The 22,138-nt window shown below is 51.0% G+C and carries 21 protein-coding genes; 9 read left to right on the forward strand and 12 right to left on the reverse strand.

The window, feature by feature from the left end; all coding sequences use genetic code 11:
- Window positions 1–30: 30 nt before the first annotated feature.
- The 9 genes from JC793_RS06890 to JC793_RS06930 all read right to left on the reverse strand — a co-directional run bounded on the left by JC793_RS06890 (window position 31) and on the right by JC793_RS06930 (window position 7,950).
- Window positions 31–2,739 carry a fimbria/pilus outer membrane usher protein gene (locus JC793_RS06890; RefSeq protein ID WP_218427914.1) on the reverse strand — a complete coding sequence of 903 codons (2,709 nt, stop codon included), beginning with the start codon at window positions 2,737–2,739 and terminating at the stop codon, window positions 31–33.
- Between the two features lie 101 nt (window positions 2,740–2,840).
- Window positions 2,841–3,581, reverse strand: a complete 741-nt coding sequence (locus JC793_RS06895; protein WP_247717338.1) for a fimbrial biogenesis chaperone — start codon at window positions 3,579–3,581, stop codon at window positions 2,841–2,843.
- Window positions 3,581–4,333: a fimbrial biogenesis chaperone gene (locus JC793_RS06900; protein ID WP_218427916.1), complete on the reverse strand. Its 753-nt coding sequence runs from the start codon at window positions 4,331–4,333 to the stop codon at window positions 3,581–3,583. The genes JC793_RS06895 and JC793_RS06900 overlap by 1 nt, the downstream gene beginning before the upstream one ends.
- Before the next feature lie 13 nt (window positions 4,334–4,346).
- Window positions 4,347–4,928, reverse strand: coding sequence for a fimbrial protein (locus JC793_RS06905; RefSeq protein ID WP_247717339.1), 582 nt, complete (start codon window positions 4,926–4,928; stop codon window positions 4,347–4,349).
- Window positions 4,929–4,970: 42 nt separating this feature from the next.
- Window positions 4,971–5,549, reverse strand: a complete 579-nt coding sequence (locus JC793_RS06910; protein ID WP_218427918.1) for a fimbrial protein — start codon at window positions 5,547–5,549, stop codon at window positions 4,971–4,973.
- Window positions 5,550–5,567: 18 nt separating this feature from the next.
- On the reverse strand, window positions 5,568–6,119 hold the full coding sequence (locus JC793_RS06915) for a fimbrial protein (RefSeq protein ID WP_243846749.1): 552 nt from the start codon (window positions 6,117–6,119) through the stop codon (window positions 5,568–5,570).
- Entirely contained in the window at window positions 6,103–6,828 is a 726-nt protein-coding gene (locus JC793_RS06920) for a fimbrial biogenesis chaperone (RefSeq protein ID WP_218427920.1), read from the reverse strand. Before JC793_RS06920 ends, JC793_RS06915 begins: the two co-directional genes overlap by 17 nt.
- A 68-nt stretch (window positions 6,829–6,896) precedes the next feature.
- The gene (locus tag JC793_RS06925; protein ID WP_218427922.1) at window positions 6,897–7,442 is read right to left on the reverse strand and encodes a fimbrial protein; all 546 of its coding nucleotides are present in this window, start codon (window positions 7,440–7,442) and stop codon (window positions 6,897–6,899) included.
- A 166-nt stretch (window positions 7,443–7,608) separates the two neighbouring features.
- Window positions 7,609–7,950, reverse strand: coding sequence for a helix-turn-helix domain-containing protein (locus JC793_RS06930; protein ID WP_182105001.1), 342 nt, complete (start codon window positions 7,948–7,950; stop codon window positions 7,609–7,611).
- Window positions 7,951–8,756: 806 nt separating this feature from the next.
- Here JC793_RS06930 and JC793_RS06935 point away from each other — a divergent pair.
- Both JC793_RS06935 and JC793_RS19730 read left to right on the forward strand, forming a co-directional pair.
- Window positions 8,757–8,978, forward strand: coding sequence for a hypothetical protein (locus JC793_RS06935; RefSeq protein ID WP_107678456.1), 222 nt, complete (start codon window positions 8,757–8,759; stop codon window positions 8,976–8,978).
- A 333-nt stretch (window positions 8,979–9,311) separates the two neighbouring features.
- Entirely contained in the window at window positions 9,312–9,482 is a 171-nt protein-coding gene (locus JC793_RS19730; protein WP_431739828.1) for a GDCCVxC domain-containing (seleno)protein, read from the forward strand.
- Between the two features lie 517 nt (window positions 9,483–9,999).
- Here JC793_RS19730 and JC793_RS19885 read toward each other — a convergent pair.
- Window positions 10,000–10,077 carry a hypothetical protein gene (locus tag JC793_RS19885; protein ID WP_463844058.1) on the reverse strand — a complete coding sequence of 26 codons (78 nt, stop codon included), beginning with the start codon at window positions 10,075–10,077 and terminating at the stop codon, window positions 10,000–10,002.
- A 449-nt stretch (window positions 10,078–10,526) separates the two neighbouring features.
- Between JC793_RS19885 and trpS the strand changes: the two genes are divergently transcribed.
- The 3 genes from trpS (at window position 10,527) to map (ending at window position 12,624) form a co-directional block, all read left to right on the forward strand.
- On the forward strand, window positions 10,527–11,540 hold the full coding sequence (gene trpS, locus JC793_RS06940) for a tryptophan--tRNA ligase (RefSeq protein ID WP_218427925.1): 1,014 nt from the start codon (window positions 10,527–10,529) through the stop codon (window positions 11,538–11,540).
- Between the two features lie 108 nt (window positions 11,541–11,648).
- Window positions 11,649–11,855 (forward strand): ParD-like family protein, encoded by a 207-nt coding sequence (locus JC793_RS06945; protein ID WP_004241949.1) that lies wholly within the window; start codon window positions 11,649–11,651, stop codon window positions 11,853–11,855.
- Entirely contained in the window at window positions 11,848–12,624 is a 777-nt protein-coding gene (map, locus tag JC793_RS06950; RefSeq protein ID WP_046892528.1) for a type I methionyl aminopeptidase, read from the forward strand. Before JC793_RS06945 ends, map begins: the two co-directional genes overlap by 8 nt.
- 70 nt (window positions 12,625–12,694) lie before the next feature.
- Here map and JC793_RS06955 read toward each other — a convergent pair whose 3' ends face one another.
- Window positions 12,695–13,288: a TetR/AcrR family transcriptional regulator gene (locus JC793_RS06955; protein WP_052927302.1), complete on the reverse strand. Its 594-nt coding sequence runs from the start codon at window positions 13,286–13,288 to the stop codon at window positions 12,695–12,697.
- A gap of 144 nt (window positions 13,289–13,432) precedes the next feature.
- On the opposite strand from JC793_RS06955, the gene JC793_RS06960 reads away from it, so the two are divergent.
- From JC793_RS06960 to tadA, 3 genes are all read left to right on the forward strand, one after another.
- Window positions 13,433–14,911, forward strand: a complete 1,479-nt coding sequence (locus tag JC793_RS06960; protein ID WP_218427927.1) for an MFS transporter — start codon at window positions 13,433–13,435, stop codon at window positions 14,909–14,911.
- Window positions 14,912–15,009: 98 nt separating this feature from the next.
- Entirely contained in the window at window positions 15,010–15,648 is a 639-nt protein-coding gene (gene leuE / locus JC793_RS06965) for a leucine efflux protein LeuE (protein WP_107678368.1), read from the forward strand.
- Window positions 15,649–15,755: 107 nt separating this feature from the next.
- Entirely contained in the window at window positions 15,756–16,241 is a 486-nt protein-coding gene (tadA, locus tag JC793_RS06970) for a tRNA adenosine(34) deaminase TadA (protein ID WP_208323317.1), read from the forward strand.
- Here the strand turns inward: tadA and mltF are convergent, their stop codons facing one another.
- The gene (mltF, locus tag JC793_RS06975) at window positions 16,242–17,681 is read right to left on the reverse strand and encodes a membrane-bound lytic murein transglycosylase MltF (RefSeq protein WP_054423668.1); all 1,440 of its coding nucleotides are present in this window, start codon (window positions 17,679–17,681) and stop codon (window positions 16,242–16,244) included. It lies immediately after the preceding gene.
- Between the two features lie 258 nt (window positions 17,682–17,939).
- On the opposite strand from mltF, the gene purL reads away from it, so the two are divergent.
- Entirely contained in the window at window positions 17,940–21,830 is a 3,891-nt protein-coding gene (gene purL / locus JC793_RS06980) for a phosphoribosylformylglycinamidine synthase (protein WP_218428366.1), read from the forward strand.
- The last annotated feature ends 308 nt before the right edge of the window (window positions 21,831–22,138 follow it).

Consider the following 22,138-nt stretch of genomic DNA (forward strand, 5'->3'; position numbering starts at 1 on the left):
AAATAGTGGGTAGTTTTGACAGCCGTCAGGTTACTGCGTTTGTAACCAACGTGATTTCACAGGTATCTCTGCTGAGGGTATTTTTGCCGGTTCACTGTCAGCGGAGACAGGTGTTTCCATAATGTGTTCACCCTCCGCACCTCCGCCCGCACACTGATACGTCACCTGACGGACAGGCATATCGTCGCTGGTGGTCAGATGACGCAGGTCGAAACTGATCTGACATTGCTGTGCCGCTGTCTCTCCCCACTTCACCTGTAATTTCCCTGTTTCCGGCAGGCCGGTGAGATACACCTGACCGGCATCACCGGTAATGCCGCTGATCGCCTCGCCGGAATGGCTGTCGATCAGGGTGGCAATGGCACCGAACGGGACACTTTTGGTACCCTGTTTCAGCGTCATTAATACCTGGTAGCCCACACGGGTGGCAAAATCAGCTTTCACCACGGCCCCCTGAGTCGGGTAAACGTTGACGTTGGATTGCACCAGATCCACATTTTCCGGCAGCGTTGCCGGATCCAGTCCGATACTGTTTTTGTTGTAATCAGACAAATAAGGTGCGACTGCATAACCCCGGCTGTCGGTGACGGCACTGCCGCCGTTCACACTGACACCCTCTGCACCCGGTGCACTGACCAGTGCCACGGAATCCCCCATTGAACGGCTGAACGTTATCCCTTCCGGATGTACAAGCACACCACCGGAGGCATTCATATTCAGGGCCTGTGTTGAATCACTGTAGCTGTAACCGGCACTGATACTGCCTTTGTCACCCTGCCAGCCGGTATTGAGGCTGGTGTTGGCAACCTGATTTTTATTTCCCCAATTCTGTGATGCACCGTATGAGAACCGGCCGTCCGCCAGGCTGCCGCTCAGGCCGGTGTTGTTCTGAGTTCTGCCGGTATTGTCATGAGTGACCGAATAGGTGGCGTACATGGACTGCATATTCTGCCCGTAACTGAACAGACTGAACGGCACGCTGACACTCAGGGATAACTGACGGTTTTCCGGCCAGTGATTGTTATTATCTTTTACCCGGTCGATGTTGTAGTTCACGCCGTAACTGACGCCTTTAATGCTGTTACTGTAGCCCAGCGATAACCCGGTCAGTGTGCGGTCACTTCCCCAGTAATCATCCCGGTTGGCGCGAAAGTGCAGGGAACCATACTGTCCCATCTGCTGACTGAGCTGAGTCTGGAAACTGGTACGGCGGCGCTGTAAGGTCCACGGACTGACACCTTCCTCAAGACGGTATCCCTGGCTGTTGAATTCACTGAAGTTATAGAAGTGTTCAGTTGAATAGCGCAGCGCCGTTAAATCCACCGATGTGCCGGTTGACATCATACTTTTCGAGTAACGGATACGGTATGACTGGCCGGTTTTTCGTTCATCATTCTGATGATTTTCACTGGTAAATTTCGCGGTTGAATGGGTGACATCTGCGGATACCGCCCCGAAATCACCGATTGAAATCCCGCTGCCCGCATTCAGTGCCTGATAATCTTTTGCCAGCAATGCACCGCCGAAGAGCGTGACATTATTGTGCAGCCCGTAAATCAGGGTACCGGTGATAAAATCAGAACGGCGTGAGCTGGTGGTGATGTTGCCGTCATAGCGTCCGGCCGCCACCTCATATTTCCATCCGCCGGGGCGTAACATGACCGGCAGGGAAGAGTAAGGCACCACGAACTGGCGCTTTGTGCCGTCTGCTTCGGTTACCGTGACATCATAGTCACCGGATAACCCTGCCTGCTGGATATCATTGATATAAAACGCCCCCGGTGCGACATAGGTTTCATAAATAATGTTACCGTTCTGGCGGACAGTGACACGGGCGTTACTGTTCGCCACACCGCTGACTGCCGGGGCATAGCCGCGCATCTGACCTGGCAGCATCTGTTCATTGGAACTGAGTTTCAGACCACGGAAGGAAAAGCCGTCAAACACATCACTGCCGGTGCTGGTTTCCCCGAGTTGTAACGAGGAACGCAGCGGCCGGATATCCCGCATCAGATAGGTATTGGTAAAGGTGGTCCGGCTCTGGCTGCCGGCGGATTCATTACGCCCGCCGCTGTATTCAAAACGGGTATGCGTGATGGTGCTGCGCAGACGCCACGGTCCGGCGTTGGCACCGGCGCGGACAGAGGCAAACAGGTTATCGTTGCGGGTTTTCAGACCTTCGTTATAGCTGTTGGTTGTCCGTCCGGCACTGAGGTTGTAGTTCATCATCAGTGCAGGGATACCGTTATCCCATAATGCGGGGTCGGCATTGCGGCTGAGAGCGGGCTGCATGACAACCTGAGGAATACTGAGATCCAGACGCAGGCGCCCGAGCTCAAGGCGTGCGGATGCATCCGGGATCAGCGTGCCTAAATCGGTCAGCGGCAGATCTTTCGGCAGATGTTTTAATTCCGGAACCTGCGGAACATTCACTCCCCAGGTTTCCAGCTGAGCAGGGGTTATCTCCGGTGCAATCTGCCCCTGTGCATTTTTAACGAAATTAAGTGTGTACTGCCCGGTATCCTGCTGGTTAACAAAAACGGAAACCGTATATTCACCTTCCGCCACACTGCCGGCCTGAGAAAATGCAGATAAATCAACATCTGAATTATCTCCGGCAATATTCAGAAAACCGGGGTCAAAATAGTCGTCCGCCATCACGGGTGTTGTGGCTGCAAGCAGCAGCCATGCCAGCGGGCGGTAACGGAAAAACGGGCGCTGTGATGTTATGTTATTCATATTATGAGGTATTTTCATCGACTTCCTCTGGCCTGCGGATGCAGGACTCCTCCCGTTTCACCAGAAACGGGGTTATCATCTGTTTTTATTGTTGTGTGTGGTCAGCCGGCAGGGCGGGTGACAATTTCGCCGGGCCTTCCGTCATCTGTTATCAGCTGCCAGCGGAGATCACCGGCGGCACCGGCAGGTAACGGCCATGACTGTTCTGAAAAAGGCGCGACCATCCGGGCATTACGCAGGTCAATATCCGTGTTTCCGGCTGACAGAGAACTGAACGTGATATAAAACGGTGACGGGTTTTTCACTGTCAGCGTATTACCGCTGCGCCGGAATGCCGGCTGCTCCGCAAGTACGGCTTCATCCGCCGGCGGCAGACCGGCAGGGCGGTAAAACAGCTTCAGATTGTTTTGGGTGCTCATGATCAGCCGGGTTTGCTCACCGGTTTCTGTTTGTGCCGGAATGGCATTCAGTGCCAGTGTAAATACGGATTCCCGATCCTGCGGTAATGCATTCTGAGTCAGGCGGATACGCAAGGTCAGTGCAGTATCCGGTTCAAAACGGGTTAACGGCGGCAGCACAATAAAGGGCATTTTTTCCGCTTCCTGGGTCTCATCTTCCGGTGTGCTGTCACCGTACGGCAGTACCCGGGATTGCAGCAGATACGGGCGTGGTGTGTTATTAGTCAGTGTGTAAGTGATACCGTTACGGGCATCGCCCGGATAGATAACCCGCGTATTGCTGAGCGTGATCCCGTCCTGTCCCTGCGACAGGTTTCCTGCCTGTGCGGCAGTCACGGCAAACAGCAATGCGGCAGTATTCAGAAGGCAGCGGCGGATCATCATTACTCTCCTGCACTGACAGCGGCAGTGTGTATTTGTCCTATATCACCGTAATCGGTGATCACCGCCCACTGAGCCTGTGATACTGCTCCTTCTGCCGGGAAAACCGCGGAAGAAAACGGCGCTATCATCGGATTGTGATCCTGAAAACTGACATTTTTGCCATTGAATGACAGTGCCGCCAGTGTCAGGTAATAAGGGGTGGGATTATTCACCGAGACACTGCGGCCCTCACGGCGGAATGTCAGCTTTTCCTGTGCCTGTTCAAAAGAAGGGGAGAGCCCGGCAGGACGGTAAAACAACTTAATCACATTGCGGATACCGACAGACACCTGTGCGCTGGTCATATTATCCGGCGTCTCACCATTTTTGCTGACAGCGGGGATGGCGAGAAAGCTCAGCCAGAAGACGGATTCTCTGTCTGCCGGTAATTGTGCGGTGCCGTTACGGACAACCAGGGCGGTGCTCTGGCTCTCTTTTTCCAGACGATACATCGGTGGTGTCACCATAAACGGTGCGGCGGGTAATGCCGGGTTATTGCCTTCCGGAGTATTCATCACACCGGCTTTGATCAGATAAACCTGCTGACTGTTGTTTTTGATAACAGCAGCGGCATTTTTGTTGTCCGCATTAAAAACAACGCGGGTTTGCGCCAGACGCAGACCACCTTCTGCTGCCTGTGCTGCAGAGAGCAGTGACAGCAGAATACATGCAGCCACCGGTAAAAATGTGCGGGATAAAAGTGAATGTTGCATAGCCGCTCCGGGATCAGTTATATAAAAAAGTGAATGTCACTGTGGCTTTGAGCTCGCCACCCTGTAATCCGGCGCCGGGTGTGCAGGCCCCGCAGGAGAGATAGCCTCTGAATTCCAGCGGGCCGTTTAACGACGTGACGTTGTTACTGCCGTCTGCCGGCCAGTTTTTGGCACTGATAGTACCGGTGACTGCGGCATTACTGTTGGCGTTAAAGCGGGTATTGCCGTCTGTCGCCAGGCGCACGCCGTAACCTTTTGAGGTACTGGTTGCATCGGCAAATAATTTCACACCGTCGCTGGTGGTAATGGTATTGCCGGTAACAGCGATTTTGGGTGCCATAAAGTAGCCCTGACAACCGGCCAGTGTGATGCTGAACTGGCGGTAACGCTGATCCCCGGTAATCAGGTCATCCGGAAGCGGGTTACCGTTGTTATAAGGCAACTGAGCCGGCGCGGTAATTTCACAGCTGCCGCCGTAAAATGTGGCATTAAAATTAATCGTCTGTGTGAGGCCGCCGGCCTCCGCTGTCTGAAAAACCGCCGGAAACAGTACTGTTGCCAGGGCTAATGCTTTGTACAGAGTATTTATTTTCATTGTTAACCCGTGGTTTCAGGAAAAACTGATGCGCAGCGGCGGTCAGTTATAAGCAAATTTAAAGGTGACATTAGCTTTCAGTTCACCGCCCTGAATATCTGCATCTGCTGCACAACTGCCGCAGCTGACAGCGGCGTTTAACGGAATGTCGCCGTTCAGCACGGATGCCATCGTGGTTGACCAGGTTTTATTGGCAGCCGCCAGCTTCAGGTCGGCGGCAAGGTTGGTACTGGCTTTGAAATTGCTGTTACCGGCAAAGGTCAGCAAAATACCGTAGCCTTTGGTGCTGCTGGTATTGGTCAGGAACAGCGGCATGCCGGAAGTGTTATCCACATCCCCTTCAAGGGTGATTTCCGGTGTCAGACCATAGCCTTTGCAGCCGGTCAGTCTCAGGTTGAAGGGTTCCGCCGGGCTGTTACCGGCAATAATATCTTCTGACGGGATCACCGCCCCTTTATTCACTGATATGGTGGCCGGAACGGTGATATCACAGGCCCCGCCGACAATGGTCGCTTTGAATTCGGTGGATGCGGAAGTGGCCGCCACCGCTCCGTTTGCGGCTGTCATACTCATCATCACCGGCAGTAAAAAGGCAAAAACAGGTTTTCTGATAAATAACATAGTGTGAACCTTCAAAATTTACTGAAAAATAAGATTAAAAATCAGGGCTGCCGAAAATTCTCCCGGGGTCGCCGGGCCGTCCACCGGGCCGACCAGTCCGACCAGGAATGTCTCCTCTGTCCGGAAATGGTTTCCCGCATTCAGCGGTGTCAGAGCGATTTGTTTACCCCGGGCGATTGCCTTTCCGGTGTCGTAAAAATCATTCAGAGACGGTTGTGAACCGTCATACAAACGCAGCATAAAACCGGCACTGTTGGGCGCACCGTCAAGAAAAAGGGTATCTGCGCTGTAGGGGGTGTTGCCCTGTAATGTAATTTTCGGTGTCAGTTTTCCTGTCTTATCCGCACAGCTGAATACAGCCTGTAATCTCTTGATTTCATGGGTTTTCAGTACGCCCTGAAAATCCGTGGTGCGCTGAGGGGTGAACTGCAATACGGACGGAATGCTCATCCCGCAGCCGATATCATCGGTAATAACGGCGGAAAGTTCGGTTGTTCCGGCCCGGAGCGCCGGAGACAGGCAGTACAGTGCCAGGCACAGCCCCGGTAACCAGTTAACGGATCTGCCCATGAAAGACCTCCGTGCCCCCGTAATCATTAATTGCCTTCCATTCCACGCGGCCCTGATGTGGTGCGCCGGGATAGATATTGCTGCTCATCGGGGCGATCATGGTATTGCCTGCTTTAATACTCAGCGGGACTTTGCGTCCGCCGGCCGTCAGGGACTTCAGGGTGACGTGATACGGGGACGGATTTGTGACCTGTAATCCGTTCCCGGCGGCAGAAAACTGCAGTGACTGCATGGCCTGCTGTGGTTTCATTTTCAGCCCGGAAGGACGGTAAAATAATTTGATAATATTGCCGGATGAAACCTGTACGGTGCCGCCGATATGGTTTTCCTGCTGTGCATTGTTTTTTTCACCCGCCGGTGTCGCAATGGCACGCAGATAAAATACCGATTCTTTGTCCTGCGGCAGTGCGGTATTTTTTTTCATAATCCGGACTTGATTGGTACTGCCGGGCTCAAGACGGAACAGTGACGGCGTGACGAGAAACGGGGTATCCGCCTGCTCACCGGCCGGTGTTTTCAGGATCTGTGTTTTGATCAGATACGGCGTCAGTGAGCCGGATGAACTGGTGATACCGACACTTTTGCCGGTGGTATCATCAGCCGCCTGAAAAATAATACGGGTGCTGTCGATGGCTATCCCGGCAACGGAGGTCGCGGAGAGCAATACCAGGCTGCTGACTGCGTGTCTGAGTAGGGTAAATTTTTCCATGCGTTTTCCGTCAGATAATTAATGGGATAAGGCAGCGCGGTGAAGCGCGCTGCCGTGGCTGACTGCTATCAGTCAACGATATAAGCAACCAGGATCGGTGCGCTGTAAGAACCGGCAGCCGGGGTGGCGTTGGTGGTCGCCATACCGACTTTGAAGGTGTACTGTGCGCTGGTCTCTTCCGCATCCAGGGCAACAGCAGCGCCTTTGCCGTTAGTGACGGTCTTACCGCTGCTGTCCTGAATCATAAAGCCGACAGTCTGGGTATCCTGGGCAACAAACACGCTCTGCTCATTGTTACCGACAGAGGTGATACCCTGGATGATCAGGTCACCGGCTTCACCTTTGGCACACCCGGTCAGGGTAACCGGCATGTCCGCCTGCTGTGTGGTGATGGCATTGGCTGCGGTGAATCCGGCATCCGCACCACCGACTTTGGTGTTGAACACGCCAACATTCAGGACAGATTTGCCGCCGTTGATGGTCACATCACAGGTGGTATCCGTCAGAATTCCCTGTAAGGTCACTTCTGCTGACGGTGCCGCCAGTGCATTCATGCTGGTGGCAGACAGGCCGGCGATCAGGGCAGCGGAAAGTAATTTTGTTTTGAACGTCATATTGAATTCCTATCGAATAGTAATAAAAAATAAAAGAGTATCCGTGACAAAATATTCATCAGTTATTCTTAATGAATAAAATGATATTATTGTCATCGTTTTTTGTTTAATTATATTGAAGCTTTTATACAACAAATATAATGTTACTGATATTCAGCGATAAATATCAGCTGTGGAATATAGTGTCATCATCATTAAACGATGAATTAAAACTATGTTCCTTTCTGAATACTGACAGCATGTTCTTACTGTCAGTAAAGCCGCAATGAATATTCATCTGATACAAAAATTCGTCCAGTGTCGTATCCAGAGCAAGTAATATCTCAATGAGCAGATTCAGTGTCAGATGGTTGCTGCCGCGCTCATAGCGGGAGATCTGCTGCTGGCTTAACCCGGTTAAACAACCTAAGTCATAGCCTGATAAATTTCTTTCTTTCCGTAATGAACGAATAACAGCACCGGCTGCCTGATTAATGGCAGCAGAATTTCGTTTGTTATTAACGGGCATAAATAAGTGCCTTATAAGCAGATAAACAATGTTATCCGGGAATAATAATAAAAGTAATTTAATTAGTATGCCGTACCTGACCAATATAAATAATCTGTGTGGCGACGATGTTTATTTTACTCACGGTAATTGTTAATGCAATAGTCGTAATATGTGTAAAATAAGAATGGAAGAAATGTGAATAAACAGGTCATATATTGGTAAAATAGTAAATAAGCGTTACTATTCATGGTGTTCAGCATTTTTCTTTGATCTGTATCAAAAAATCACTCATTTATTGTATTAGTTTATTACACTGTTTTTGTGCATATAGGGTGGTAAAGACAGATATAAATGCTAAAAATACTCCGTGTTAATAAAATATCATATAACAGCAATGAAAGTCAGACTAAATGTATCGGAATGTTACTATGCGGAGGCGGATGCGGGTATTGTCTGTACGCGTATGACAGGCCTTTGGGCTTTATTACATATAACGAGTAATTTACTGTTCCTGAAATAAAGCGGCAGCATATTAACGTAATGCGCTGTTCAGAATAACCACAAATATGTTTCAGATTTAATGGTTAATTAATGATAATTATTCTTAGTTAAGAAACATGCCAGCCGGGATAAGAGAAAAGACCACAGATTATTTAACGCAAATAATGATATATACTGACAAATGTTTGTTTTTCATGACATAAAGAAGAATTGCTTGATTAAGGCTGAAAGAGAGCAGACTATAGATAATGACATATCGTAATATTTATCTGTAAATCCGGTATGTCATCATGCGATTTCATTTCATTGATAAGGATATCCGTATGAAAGAATTATCTGTTCGTGAATGTGAAGCTGTCAGCGGCAGCGGGTTAGCCGGTTTATTTCGTCCGGGCACCGGTAATGTATCCCCGCCGGTAACACCGGTAACTCCGGTAAAACCCGGTGGTACATTGATTATCGGCGGCGGGATTGGTCTGGGCTTCGGAATTTTTCCGTTTATAATCGGGAAGTTTATTGGCGGAATGATTAAAATCCCGTTCTGATACAGAATAATACATAAGGTCACTGCGGTGGCCTTTTTTTATGCGGACAGAAAAGAAAAATAAAAAAAAGGCCGGACACATAGTGTGACCAGGCGGAAAGGATATAGGTATGATAATCATGAACAGAATGGAAAGTTCATGTATGTATAATAAGGGCAGCAGTCTAAACAAAAAGACAACACAAGGCCGTTACAGAGAAACCAGATGAACAGCGTGTTGTTTTATACGACGTCACGATAAAATCAGAGGCATAAAGAAATGGGGAATTCAGCAGCAATTGAGTTGCAATCGACACTGCGGTGTCCGGCTTGTGGTGCGGAAAAAACAGAAACGATGCCGGTAAACGCCTGTCAGTGGTTTTATGAATGTGAGCACTGCCATACATTATTAAAACCGCTTCCGGGTGACTGTTGTGTATTCTGTTCATACGGAACCGTTGCCTGCCCGCCGGTACAGGAAGCTGCGTTAACCGGAAAAAAATCCTGTTGTTGCCCGTCATCCTGAGAATAAAAAAATACCCGCACAAATGGGGTGCGGGTAAATCATATCAGAAATAGTGCCTGAAAGGTCAGGATCAGGCCAGTAATGTGAATATCAATTAATTAAAACTGCTTATCAATATAGCCATTGATCCGGAGAAGTACAGCACAAAAACATCTTTGCTGCTATTTGCAGTATTTGCACGTAGTTGTTTTTATCAGGTCATTAAGAGATGTGTGCATGATATTTTCTTTTTATATACAATATGTTGTCAGGGTCTTGCGGTGCTTTTTCCCGGAGAAATAAAAAAGCCTCTGAACAAACGAAACCGGTTCAGAGGCGTCAGGTGTTACTTTCAGCGTGGTAACATTTTAAGAATAGTTAAGCTGTGCGAATTAGTCAAAAAATGATCCGTCAAAAAGTGTGTCATAATGTGAGGGAGAAGGAGAACGGCGTAGTGAGCAGCAGTATCAATAAAAACGCCTTTCAGTATTGATATATTCCTGAAAGGCGTTCAGAGAGACAATAAGTCTGTGTTCATTTAATCATCCCATTTCGGGCTCATAACCGTGGCAAACAGACAGGATAAGATAATAAATCCGAGTGTCAGTAAAAACATATATTCTCCTTAACGTAACTTTAATCTGGTCCGATAAACATTCTCCGGAAGAGGTGATAAATCATAATGTGTTTTCATTGACTGATTCTACCGGATAAAGACGGTAACTCAATGAAAGAAAACTGATTTATTGTCATGATTTGTCATTTTTACCCCGCTTGTGCTGACAAAGAATAAAGTATGTAAATAAAAACAGCAGAAATGAAAATATCCGTCGCGGAGAGAAAAAGAGTGGCAATAAGCGATAAAGGTTGTACATTATGGGCATGATGAATAATAAAACAGCAGTCTGTTTATCACACAATACTTGCTGGTGGCGCACAACGTGCGGCGCCGTTTTTGTTATTCAGTTTTAATTTCAAAAATCGCCGCCGGAGTGCGGCGATTTTATTTCAGATATATTGCATTCACCCCGGCGGCCTCTTATCACTTTATAAAGAGGAATTCGTATGTCTGCTCATCACACCCGATCCGTTATTCTGACCGGCGACCGTATTACCGGGCCATTACACCTCGGGCACTATACCGGCTCGCTGCAACAGCGGGTCACTCTCCAGCACACAGCAACACAATATATTCTGATGGCCGATATGCAGGGACTGACGGATAACGGTGCGCAGCCGGAAAAGGTAAACCGTTATTTTTATGATGTAGCGGCGGATTATCTGGCGGCAGGAATTGATCCCGGTCTTTCTGTGATTTGTCTGCAATCCGCGCTGCCTGCACTGGCAGAGCTGACGCTGCTGTATCTCAATCTGGTGACCGTTTCCCGGCTGGAGCGCAATCCGACCGTTAAACAGGAAATTATTCAGAAGCAGTTTTCCCGCACACTGCCCGCCGGGTTTCTGATCTATCCGGTCAGTCAGGCGGCAGATATCACCGCGTTTAAAGCTGATTTGGTGCCGGTCGGGGAAGACCAGTTACCGATGATTGAACAAACCAATGAGATTGTCAGTAAAGTGAATAACATCACAGGGGAGGAATTACTGGTTCACTGCCGTGCGAAAACCGGTAAAACCGGCCGTCTGCCGGGAATTGACGGTAACGGCAAAATGTCAAAATCACTGGGCAATGCCATTAACCTCTCCGTCAGTCCGGACGACCTGACCCGTGCGGTCAATGCTATGTTTACGGATCCGCAGCATCTGCGGGTGTCCGATCCCGGCCGGATTGAGGGCAATGTGGTGTTTGCTTACCTTGATGCCTTTCATCCGGATACGGCCCGCGTGGCTGAGATGAAAATCCGCTATCAGGCAGGCGGATTAGGTGACAGAGAGTGCAAGGCGGTACTGAATGAGTGTCTGCAGGCGCTGCTGGCACCTGTCCGCGAAGAGCGGGCACGTCTGATGGCGGATAAGCCTTATCTGCTCTCAGTCATCCGCAGCGGAACAGAAAAAGCGCGGGAAGTGACACAGCAGACATTGGATCAGGTAAAACGGGGGATGGGGTTACTGCTCTTCTGATTGACAGAATATGCTGATTCGGCAGGATGCGATTGATTCCCGTTTGCGTGAGGTCTATTATACGAACCATATCTGTTTTATATATGGTTTATCAGTTAAGGATTTCACGTGGGTATTGTTAAAATCTCCGATGAACTGCATGAATATCTGCGCCGGGCGAGTACAGTCATGTCCCGCTCTATCAACGCACAGGCAGAATTCTGGATCAAAATCGGAATGCAGGCTGAAATGAATCCGGATAAAACCTTCACAATGCTTGTCAGCGAAATGCTGGAAAAAGAATCTGTCAGCCGGAAAGGAGAACAGCATGAGTAGTATCGTTATAAAAACACCTGAAGAAATTGAGCTGATGCGGGAATCAGGCCGTCTGCTGGCAAGCGTTTTTGCCATGCTGGATGATTTCATTAAGCCGGGTGTTTCCACGCTGGCGATTAATGACAAAGTTGAAGATTATATTGTGAATACCCTTCAGTCACGTCCTGCCAGTAAAGGACAGTACGGGTTTGAGTATGTGCTGAATACCTCGCTGAACGAAGTGGTGTGCCACGGTGTCCCGAAAGCGGATGAGATCGTAAAAGACAAAGATATCATTAATGTGGATATCACGCTGGAAAAGAACGGCTTTATTGCGGATTCCAGCAAGATGTATGTGATGCCGGAAGCTTCACCGCTGGCACGCAAACTGGTGAAAGCGACCTATGAAGCGATGTGGGAAGGTATTCAGCAGGTGAAACCGGGTGCGACGCTGGGTGATATCGGTTCTGCCATTCAGCATTATGCGGAGTCACGCGGCTACAGTGTGGTACGCGAGTATTGCGGTCACGGTATCGGCCGTGAGATGCATGAATCCCCGCAGGTGCTGCACTATGGTGTGCGCGGTAAAGGAACGGAACTGAAAGAGGGGATGACCTTCACCATCGAGCCGATGATTAACCAGGGCGGAGCTAAAATCAAAACCAAAAAAGATGGCTGGACTGTGGTCACACGGGATAAAAAATTATCCGCGCAGTCCGAACATACTATTCTGGTCACCGCAACGGGTTATGAAGTATTAACGCTGCGTGCGGATGAAACATTGCGCTGATTTTTATCAGTATAAACAACAGAGTGTAAAAAGCCCGGCTGCGACCGGGCTCTTTTTTTATCAGAGCCGGTCAGGCTTTGACAAAGCGGAGAAACTGTTCATACAGTACGCCGCCCAGTGTCTGTACGGTGTAGAGATCGGATTGCGGCAGGGTATCCACGGCGGCATGCATGCCGTGATAAATAATCATCGCGGTGATATCCGGATGTGCTGCACGCCAGTGACTGTGTTGCTCACCTTCAGCGATCAGAGCCAGCAACTGATTAAGAACCGCATTTTCGTGATCATTTCCCTGCTGGTGAAACCCCTGATGAAACAGGACATCATGCAGTTCCTGTTTCTCAGTATAAGCGGTGACAGAGCGATCACACCAGGCCGCCAGTTTGGCATCCGCATCACCCGCAGCACAGGCATCCATCGCCTGCTGCGTCTGCGACAGAAACCAGTCCATATAACGGTGGCGCAGGGCCTCGTAAATATCCGGTTTGGCGGCAAAATAGTGGTAATAGGTTCCTTTCGCGACACCGGCCCGCGCCACAATGTCACTGACGGTGGTGGCATCAAATCCCTTTTCGAGAAACAGCGATTCGGCGGCATCCATCAGTTCATTGATCCGGACATCGGCAGGTTTAAAACGGGGCTTGTGTTCTGCTGACTGAGTCATAAATGCGCCTTTTATAACGGAAAAACCTGATTATGCCATTTCCCGGTTGTTAAGGCGAAAAAAACACGCAAATGGAATGTGTTCTCATTTCGATTGACCGGCGGTCGGTCGATGTGTATTCTGCCTGTGAGAAAGGAGAACATCATGAACCGACTTCGTTATTTTGCCGTTACCACCGCGATTTGCCTGGGTACCTTTATGGCAACGCTGGATATCAGTATTGTGAATGTGGCACTCCCGGCCATTCAGCATGATTTACAGGCACCGATGGTGTCACTGCAATGGCTGATAGATGCTTATGCCCTGTGTTTATCTGCACTTATTCTGTCAGCCGGGCCGCTGAGCGACCGTTACGGACGTAAAAAAATGTGGCTGGCAGGCGTGCTGATTTTTACTCTGGGCTCACTGCTCTGTGCAATGGCAGGGACATTGCCGCTGCTGCTGGCGGGACGGGTTGTACAGGGGATTGCGGCGGCGTTACTGATCCCCGGCGCATTGTCGCTGATTACGCATACCTTTGCGGATAACCAGCAGCGTATCCGTGTGATTGGTATCTGGTCGTCCGTCAGTGCGCTGTCGCTGATTACCGGGCCGATCCTCGGTGGCGTGCTGGTGCATACTACCGGCTGGCAGGGGATATTTCTTATCAATATTCCGATCGGTATTATCACGTTTCTGCTCGGGCAGTACGGCATCAGTGAAAGTGCGGACCCGGAAAAAGCAGCGTTTGATCCTGCCGGGCAACTGCTGAGCATTGCGGCGCTGGGTTGCGTGACGTACGGACTGACGGAAGCGGGTACTCATGGCTGGCTGCATCCGCTGACACTGTTAACTGTCATAGGCGGAATTATTTTTCTTCTGTTGTTTCTGTACACCGAAAACCGGGTGGCAAAACCACTTCTGCCGCTGGCGGATTTCAGACGCCGCGAGTATCTGCACTACAATCTGGCCTCGTTTGTGATTGGTTTTGCGGCTTACACCAATGTGTTTTTTATCGCACTGTTTTTGCAGAAAGCGCAGGGCTGGAATGCACTGGAGGCGGGCTGGCGGATGTCGCCGGAGTTTATCGCCATGGCGCTGTTTGCATTTTCATTCGGACGGATCGCCCGCAGGCTGAGTATCCGTCTGATCCTCGGCACCGGTCTGCTGCTGACAGCGGCAGCGTGCGGATTGATGACACTGCTGACACCTGATACACCGTATCTGCTGACGGGACTGATGTTATTTATGCTCGGCACCGGTATGGGGTTATCGATTCCCGCCACCGGCGCACTGATTATGCACGCGGCTGACCCGGCCCGTTCCGGTGTGGCCTCAGCGACACTGAATATGATGCGCCAGACCGGTATGACACTGGGAGTAGCGCTGCTCGGAACACTGATGATTCAGCGGGCGGTCACTATTGCACAGCATCGCAAGTTACCGGATGCAGAGCAGATGATCACCGGCGCACAGTCCGGGGAACTGACGTCAGCCGTGCAGCATACGGTTTATGAGGCATTTGCGGGCGGATTTAATCTGGCCATGGCGGGCGCAGCATTATCGGCAGTATGGGTGTTTATCCTGATATTTTACCCCCGCCACCGCAAAATGCCGCAGGAAAAAGGGAAAATAACCTCATAACAGAGAAGGTCTGTTCGTGGTGCTTATTTTGTGTTTAATTAACCTGAACACAAAATAATAAAAGACAGCAGTAAACTTGCACACACCACGGAGGCGTTATGTTTGAAAATCTGGGCATACTGAATATCGGTACTTATATTATCGGCGTTATCTTTATTATTCTTGTGCCGGGGCCGAACTCGCTGTATGTCCTGAAATCCAGTGCGACATTCGGGTATAAAAAAGGTTACCAGGCCGCACTGGGGGTATTCACCGGCGATGCGGTACTGATTATCCTGTCATTTCTGGGGGTGGCATCGGTTATTAAAGCCTCTCCGGCATTATTTACCGCGGTACGTTATCTCGGTGCGGCGTATTTATTGTATCTGGGACTGAAAATTCTCTATGCCACGTTTATGCAAAAACAGGGGCATCATGAGGATAAACCGCTGAAAGCGGAAAATGCGTTTAATAAAGCGCTGATTCTGAGCCTGACAAACCCGAAAGCGATCCTGTTTTATGTCTCTTTCTTTATCCAGTTTATTGATTTTAATTATGCTCATCCTGCGGTGAGTTACGGCGTGCTGGCACTGATACTGGAAACGGTCAGCTTTCTGTATCTCTCCTTCTTAATTTACAGCGGTACTAAATTATCGCAGTTTTTCCGCCATAAAAAGCAGGCGGCGAAAGTGGGTAACAGCACCATCGGACTGTTTTTTATGGGATTTGCCGCGAAACTGGCACTGTTTACTGCGTAAAGAAACTGCCTGCCCGGTAAAAGTGACGTTATACTGTGCCTGATTTTACACAAGCAGGTATTAACGTGACTGATAGTACAACACCTTATAATAATGATGAATTCTGGATGAGACAGGCGCTGGCGCTGGCGGAAGAGGCTGCGCTGGCCGGGGAAATCCCGGTCGGGGCGGTACTGGTAAAAGATAACCAGCGTATTGCCGGCGGTTTCAATCAGCCGATCCTCAGTCATGATCCGACAGCTCATGCCGAAATTATCACGCTGCGCGGGGCGGGAGAGGTGCTGGAAAATTACCGCCTGACGGATGCCACTCTGTATGTCACCCTCGAGCCGTGCATGATGTGTGCCGGAGCGCTGATCCACAGCCGGATAAAACGTCTGGTTTACGGCGCGGCAGAGCCCAAAACCGGCGCAGCAGGGTCATTTATTGATTTACTGACCTTACCGCGGCTGAATCACTATATGGAAGTCACAGGGGGCGTACTGGCAGAGGAGTGTTCGGTGATGCTCAGTGAATTTTTCCGCCGCCGCCGGGCGGAGAAAAAAGCCCTGAAAAAACAGAATGCGGACAGTCAGCAGACAGAGGGTGAGTGATCAGTCTGGTGCGGCAGAGGTCAGAACCTCTGCCGTTTCTTCTTCCGGCTGCTGTAAGCGCAGCTCTTCCTGATGTAAATCGAGATAGCCCTGTAAACTGAGCTGATAGCGGCGTACCCCCTCCACATAGCGGTAAGCTTCATAGCCGCGCGCATAGCCGTACGGCAGTGACTGGTAATAGGCTTTTTTGCTCAGCAGCGGCAGACGGGATTTCACATCCAGCCAGCTGTCCGGGTCCGCCCCCTGCATTTCGGTCAGTTTACGGACATCCAGCATATGGCCGTAACCCATATTATAAGCCGCCAGCGCAAACCAGATTTTTTCATCTTCCGGGATGGAATCCGGCAGTTTATCCATCAGATAATTAATGTAAGTTCCGCCGCCTTTGATGCTCTGCTCGGGGTCGAGCCGATCTTCAATACCGAAGAAATCCGCCGTCGGCCGTGTCAGCATCATGATACCGCGCACACCAGTCGGTGAGGTGGCGGTCGGGTTCCAGTGTGATTCCTGCCAGGCAATCGCCGCCAGTACCTGCCAGTCCATTTTTCCCGCGTATTTTTCAAATAACGGGCGGTAAGTGGCCAGCTGGGTATTGATAGCATTGATAAAGGTTTTGGTATCCACATAGTTAAACTGATTCATGTGGCTGAAATATTTTTCTTCCAGACGTGCCAGGGTGTCGGTTTCCCGTGTCTGGTTAAAGAAATCGAGCAGGGCGGCGTGCAGGCTGCTGTCTTCACTGCGCTTCAGATACCACGTCAGCGGCTGGTTTTCCGTAATTTCAAAGGCGACAGTAACATTCGGGTGAATATGCTGCTCTTGTGCCACGCTGACAGAATCGCTGATGACATAGTCAATCTCGCCTTTTGCCAGGCGCTGAAGAAGATGATTGCTGTTTTTATCTGCAACCTCGCGGATCTCCAGAGCCGGGTATTTTTCCGCTTTGAGCTGGCGGAGCAGGCGGGCATGCGAACTGCCGGCGGTGACCCAGACCGGTGAGCCGAGATCACCCAAATCCCGCGGACGTTTGTTACCCATGCGGTAGATAAGCTGCTGCGCGACAGTGTAGTAAGCCGGGCCGGTCAGGGCGGTTTCCAGGCGGTCTTCATTGTAGATAAGCCCGGCAGCGAGCAGATCGGCATCGTTACTGGCAAGATCGCTGAACAGGTCGTTAACGCTGTCGCGCTCCTGCACCACCAGTTTCACACCGAGGTAGTCGGCGAAACGCTGCGCCAGCTCGTAATCAAAACCGCTGGCCTGTCCCTGCTTATTAAAGCTGATAAGCGGCGAAGTGATCGCGCTGACACGCAGTTCTCCCCGCGCAAGAATACGGTTGAGCTGCGGCTGCTGGGACGGCCAGCTGATATTGATGGCGATCAGCGCCGCAGCGAACAGCGCGACGACGACGATAACGACATAATTTAGCTTTTTATGTACCAAAGGCGCATCTCACCGGTTACACAAAAGAGTTCATTCAGAGGCATAAATTACCATGGTTATATTTCCAGTAATCGGACATTTTGCTCAACATTTTGTCACGGTGCAACTTTATTCCGCTTTTCCGGGCTGAAATCCGGAAAAATTCCCTCCCGGAAAAAACGTCACGCAAACGGTTTCGTCGGCGTCAGTATTGCTCTATAATGTGCCCGTTTCCCCTCCGGGCCGATGGCTCTGCGTGTTAAAAAGAGAGAACTGACAATTATGGAAATTTTGCGTGGCTCACCTGTGTTATCTGCGTTTCGCGTATCAAAATTTATCAGCGCGTTCACTGAACACCACCTGCCGGTGACCAACATCTATGCGGAATATGTGCATTTTGCTGATCTTTCCGCACCTCTGACCGACGATGAGCACACCAAATTACAGCAGTTGCTCCGTTACGGCCCGTCACTGGCGGAACATGCACCGGAAGGGGTTCTGTTTCTTGTCACACCGCGTCCGGGGACATTATCGCCCTGGTCGTCAAAAGCCACCGATATTGCGCACAACTGCGGTCTGTCAGCCGTTACCCGGCTGGAGCGGGGAATTGCCTACTATATTACTACCACAGGGCTGACTGAGAATGAACATCAGCAATTGAGTACACTGCTGCATGACCGTATGACAGAAACTGTTTTCAGTGAGCTGTCGCAGGCTCAGGCGCTGTTTGCCCGTCATGAACCGGCACCGCTGACCGTGATTGATCTGTCCGGACAGGGGCGTGCGGCACTGGAAAAAGCCAATATTTCGCTGGGGCTGGCGCTGGCGGAAGATGAAATTGATTATCTGGCTGATGCGTTTACCGCGCTCGGCCGCAACCCGTCTGATGCGGAACTCTATATGTTTGCTCAGGCAAACTCTGAACACTGCCGCCACAAGATTTTTAATGCAGACTGGGTGATTGACGGCGAAGAACAGCCGAAATCCCTGTTCAAAATGATTAAAAACACCTTTGAAAAGACCCCGGATCATGTGCTGTCCGCCTATAAAGATAACGCGGCAGTGATGGAAGGCTCGTCCGCCGGGCGCTTCTTCCCGGAAGGGGATGATCGCAGCTATCAGTATCATCAGGAAGAAACACATATCCTGATGAAAGTGGAAACCCATAACCACCCGACCGCCATTTCCCCGTGGCCGGGGGCGGCAACCGGCTCCGGCGGTGAAATCCGTGATGAAGGCGCGACCGGGCGCGGTGCCAAACCGAAAGCGGGATTGACCGGATTTTCGGTTTCCAACCTGCGCATTCCGGGCTTTACCCAGCCGTGGGAGCAGGATTTCGGCAGACCGGACCGTATTGTCAGCGCGTATGACATCATGACCGAAGGCCCGCTCGGCGGCGCGGCATTTAATAACGAATTCGGCCGTCCGGCACTGCTCGGGTATTTCCGTACGTATGAAGAGAAAGTCAGCAGCCACAACGGCGAAGAACTGCGCGGCTACCATAAACCGATTATGCTGGCGGGCGGTATCGGCAACATCCGTGCTGACCACGTGCAGAAAGGGGAGATCCCGCCGGGCGCGAAACTGATTGTATTAGGCGGCCCGTCGATGAATATCGGCCTGGGCGGCGGTGCTGCATCCTCTATGACATCCGGTCAGTCAGATGCGGATCTGGATTTTGCGTCCGTGCAGCGCGATAACCCGGAAATGGAACGCCGTTGTCAGGAAGTGATCGACGCCTGCTGGCAACTGGGTGATAACAACCCGATTTTGTTTATCCACGATGTGGGCGCGGGCGGTCTGTCCAACGCCATGCCGGAACTGGTCAGTGACGGTGGCCGCGGCGGGCGTTTTGAGCTGCGCGATATCCTCAGCGATGAGCCGGGCATGAGCCCGCTGGAAATCTGGTGTAATGAATCCCAGGAACGTTATGTGCTGGCGGTGTCGCCGGAGCAGCTGCCGCTGTTTGAGGCACTGTGTCAGCGTGAACGCGCACCGTATGCGGTAATTGGCGAGGCGACAGAAAAACGTGATCTGATCCTGAATGACAGCCATTTTGATAATCAGCCGATTGATATGCCGCTGGATATCCTGCTGGGAAAAACCCCGAAAATGCGCCGAGATGTTACGACACTGACCGCAGAAGGCACACCGATTGATCGTCGTGATATCAATCTGCATGAAGCGGTAAAACGTGTGATGCACTTACCGGCGGTTGCGGAAAAAACCTTCCTGATCACCATCGGTGACCGTACGGTGACCGGTATGGTTTCCCGGGATCAGATGGTCGGCCCGTGGCAGATCCCGGTGGCGGACTGTGCAGTGACGACCGCCAGCCTCGACAGCTACTATGGCGAGGCGATGTCAATCGGTGAGCGTGCGCCTGTTGCTTTACTGGATTTTGCCGCTTCTGCGCGGATGGCCGTGGCGGAAGCGCTGCTGAATATCGCCGGTGTGCAGATCGGTGATATCAAACGCATTAAATTGTCCGCTAACTGGATGGCGGCAGCCGGACATCCGGGGGAAGATGCCGGGTTATATGCGGCCGTGAAAGCCGTGGGTGAGGAGTTATGTCCTGCGCTCGGCCTGACTATCCCGGTCGGTAAAGATTCAATGTCGATGAAAACCCGCTGGAATGAGCAGGGTGAAGAGCGCGAAATGACCTCGCCGCTGTCGCTGGTGATCACGGCATTTGCCCGCGTGGATGATGTGCGCCGGACGGTGACTCCGCAACTGCGTGCGGATGTGCCGAACCGTCTGCTGCTGGTGGATCTGGGCGAGGGCCGTAATACCCTCGGTGCGACTGCGCTGGCTCAGGTGTACCGTCAACTGGGGCAGAAAGGGGCAGATCTCCGCAATCCTCAGGCGCTGCGTGCATTCTTTGACACCATGCAGACGCTGGTGCGGGATGAAAAACTGCTGGCGTATCATGACCGCTCGGACGGCGGTCTGTTTGTCACCCTGGCGGAAATGGCGTTTGCCGGACACTGTGGTGTGAATGCGGATATCAGTGCGTTTGATGAAGATATTCTCGGCGCGCTGTTTACCGAAGAACCGGGGGCGGTGCTTCAGGTGCGTGAAGCCGATCTGAATGCGGTTGTTCAGGCCTTTACCGATGCCGGGCTGGCTGACATGCTGCATGTTCTCGGTGAAGCCGTGCCGGGGGATGATTTCATTGTCCGCAGCCACAATACCGAAGTCTATCACCAGTCCTGCCGTGAACTGCGGATCATGTGGGCGGAAACCACCTGGCAGATGCAGCGTCAGCGTGATAACCCGGCCTGTGCCGATGAAGAGCATGAAGCGAAACAGGATCCGGCAGACCCGGGTCTCAACGTGGTACTGACGTTTGATCAGAATGAGGATATCGCCGCCCCTTATATTGCAAAAGGTGTGCGTCCGCGGGTTGCGGTACTGCGTGAGCAGGGTGTTAACTCCCATGTGGAAATGGCGGCTGCGTTCCATCGTGCCGGTTTTGATGCTATCGATGTGCATATGAGTGACCTGCTGAACGGCCATCTTCCGCTGAACCGTTTTCAGGCGCTGGTCGCCTGCGGCGGCTTCTCGTACGGGGATGTGCTGGGGGCCGGTGAGGGCTGGGCGAAATCGATTCTGTTTAATCCGCAGGTGCGGGATGAATTCGCGCAGTTCTTTGCGCGTCCGGACACCTTATCTCTCGGGGTATGTAACGGCTGTCAGATGATGTCAAATCTGCGTGACCTGATTCCGGGAGCCGGTTTATGGCCGCGTTTTACCCGTAACCGCTCTGAGCGTTTTGAAGCACGTTTCAGTCTGGTTGAAGTGGCAGAAAGCCCGTCACTGCTGCTGAGCGGTATGGCCGGTTCACGGATGCCGATTGCGGTTTCTCACGGCGAAGGGCTGGCAGAATTCCGTGATGAGGCGCATCAGCATGCACTGATGCAGCGCGGCCTGGTGGCACTGCAATATGTGGATAACTACGGTCAGGTCACTGAACGCTATCCGGCTAACCCGAACGGCTCACCGGCCGGTATCACGGCGGTGACCACCGATGACGGACGTGCCACCATTATGATGCCGCATCCTGAGCGGGTCTTCCGGACTGTCAGTAACTCATGGCATCCGGAAAACTGGGGCGAGGACGGTCCGTGGCTGCGGATCTTCCGTAATGCCCGTAAACAATTAGGCTGATAAACAGGCGGGTATGACTTTTCAGTTTTACCCGCTTTTTTTTACTAACCACAATAATATTACTGCAATAATAAATCCTCTCTGCTTCTGTCAGTTGCGAAACAGCATTGATAATCGTTATTTATTAGTTCCCGCCTGAATACAAACATAAATAATAAGATAATTTATTTAAAAATAGCATTTTAGCCAGTTTTAAATTTCACTGTATCGATATTGCCATCCAATTATATTCAATAATGATTTTATCAGTAATGTGATGAAACATAGTTTCATTATCATTTTTTTCGTTGAATACGTAGTTTCACCAT

It is taken from the genome of Morganella morganii (genome assembly GCF_019242955.1).
Taxonomy (GTDB): domain Bacteria; phylum Pseudomonadota; class Gammaproteobacteria; order Enterobacterales; family Enterobacteriaceae; genus Morganella; species Morganella sibonii.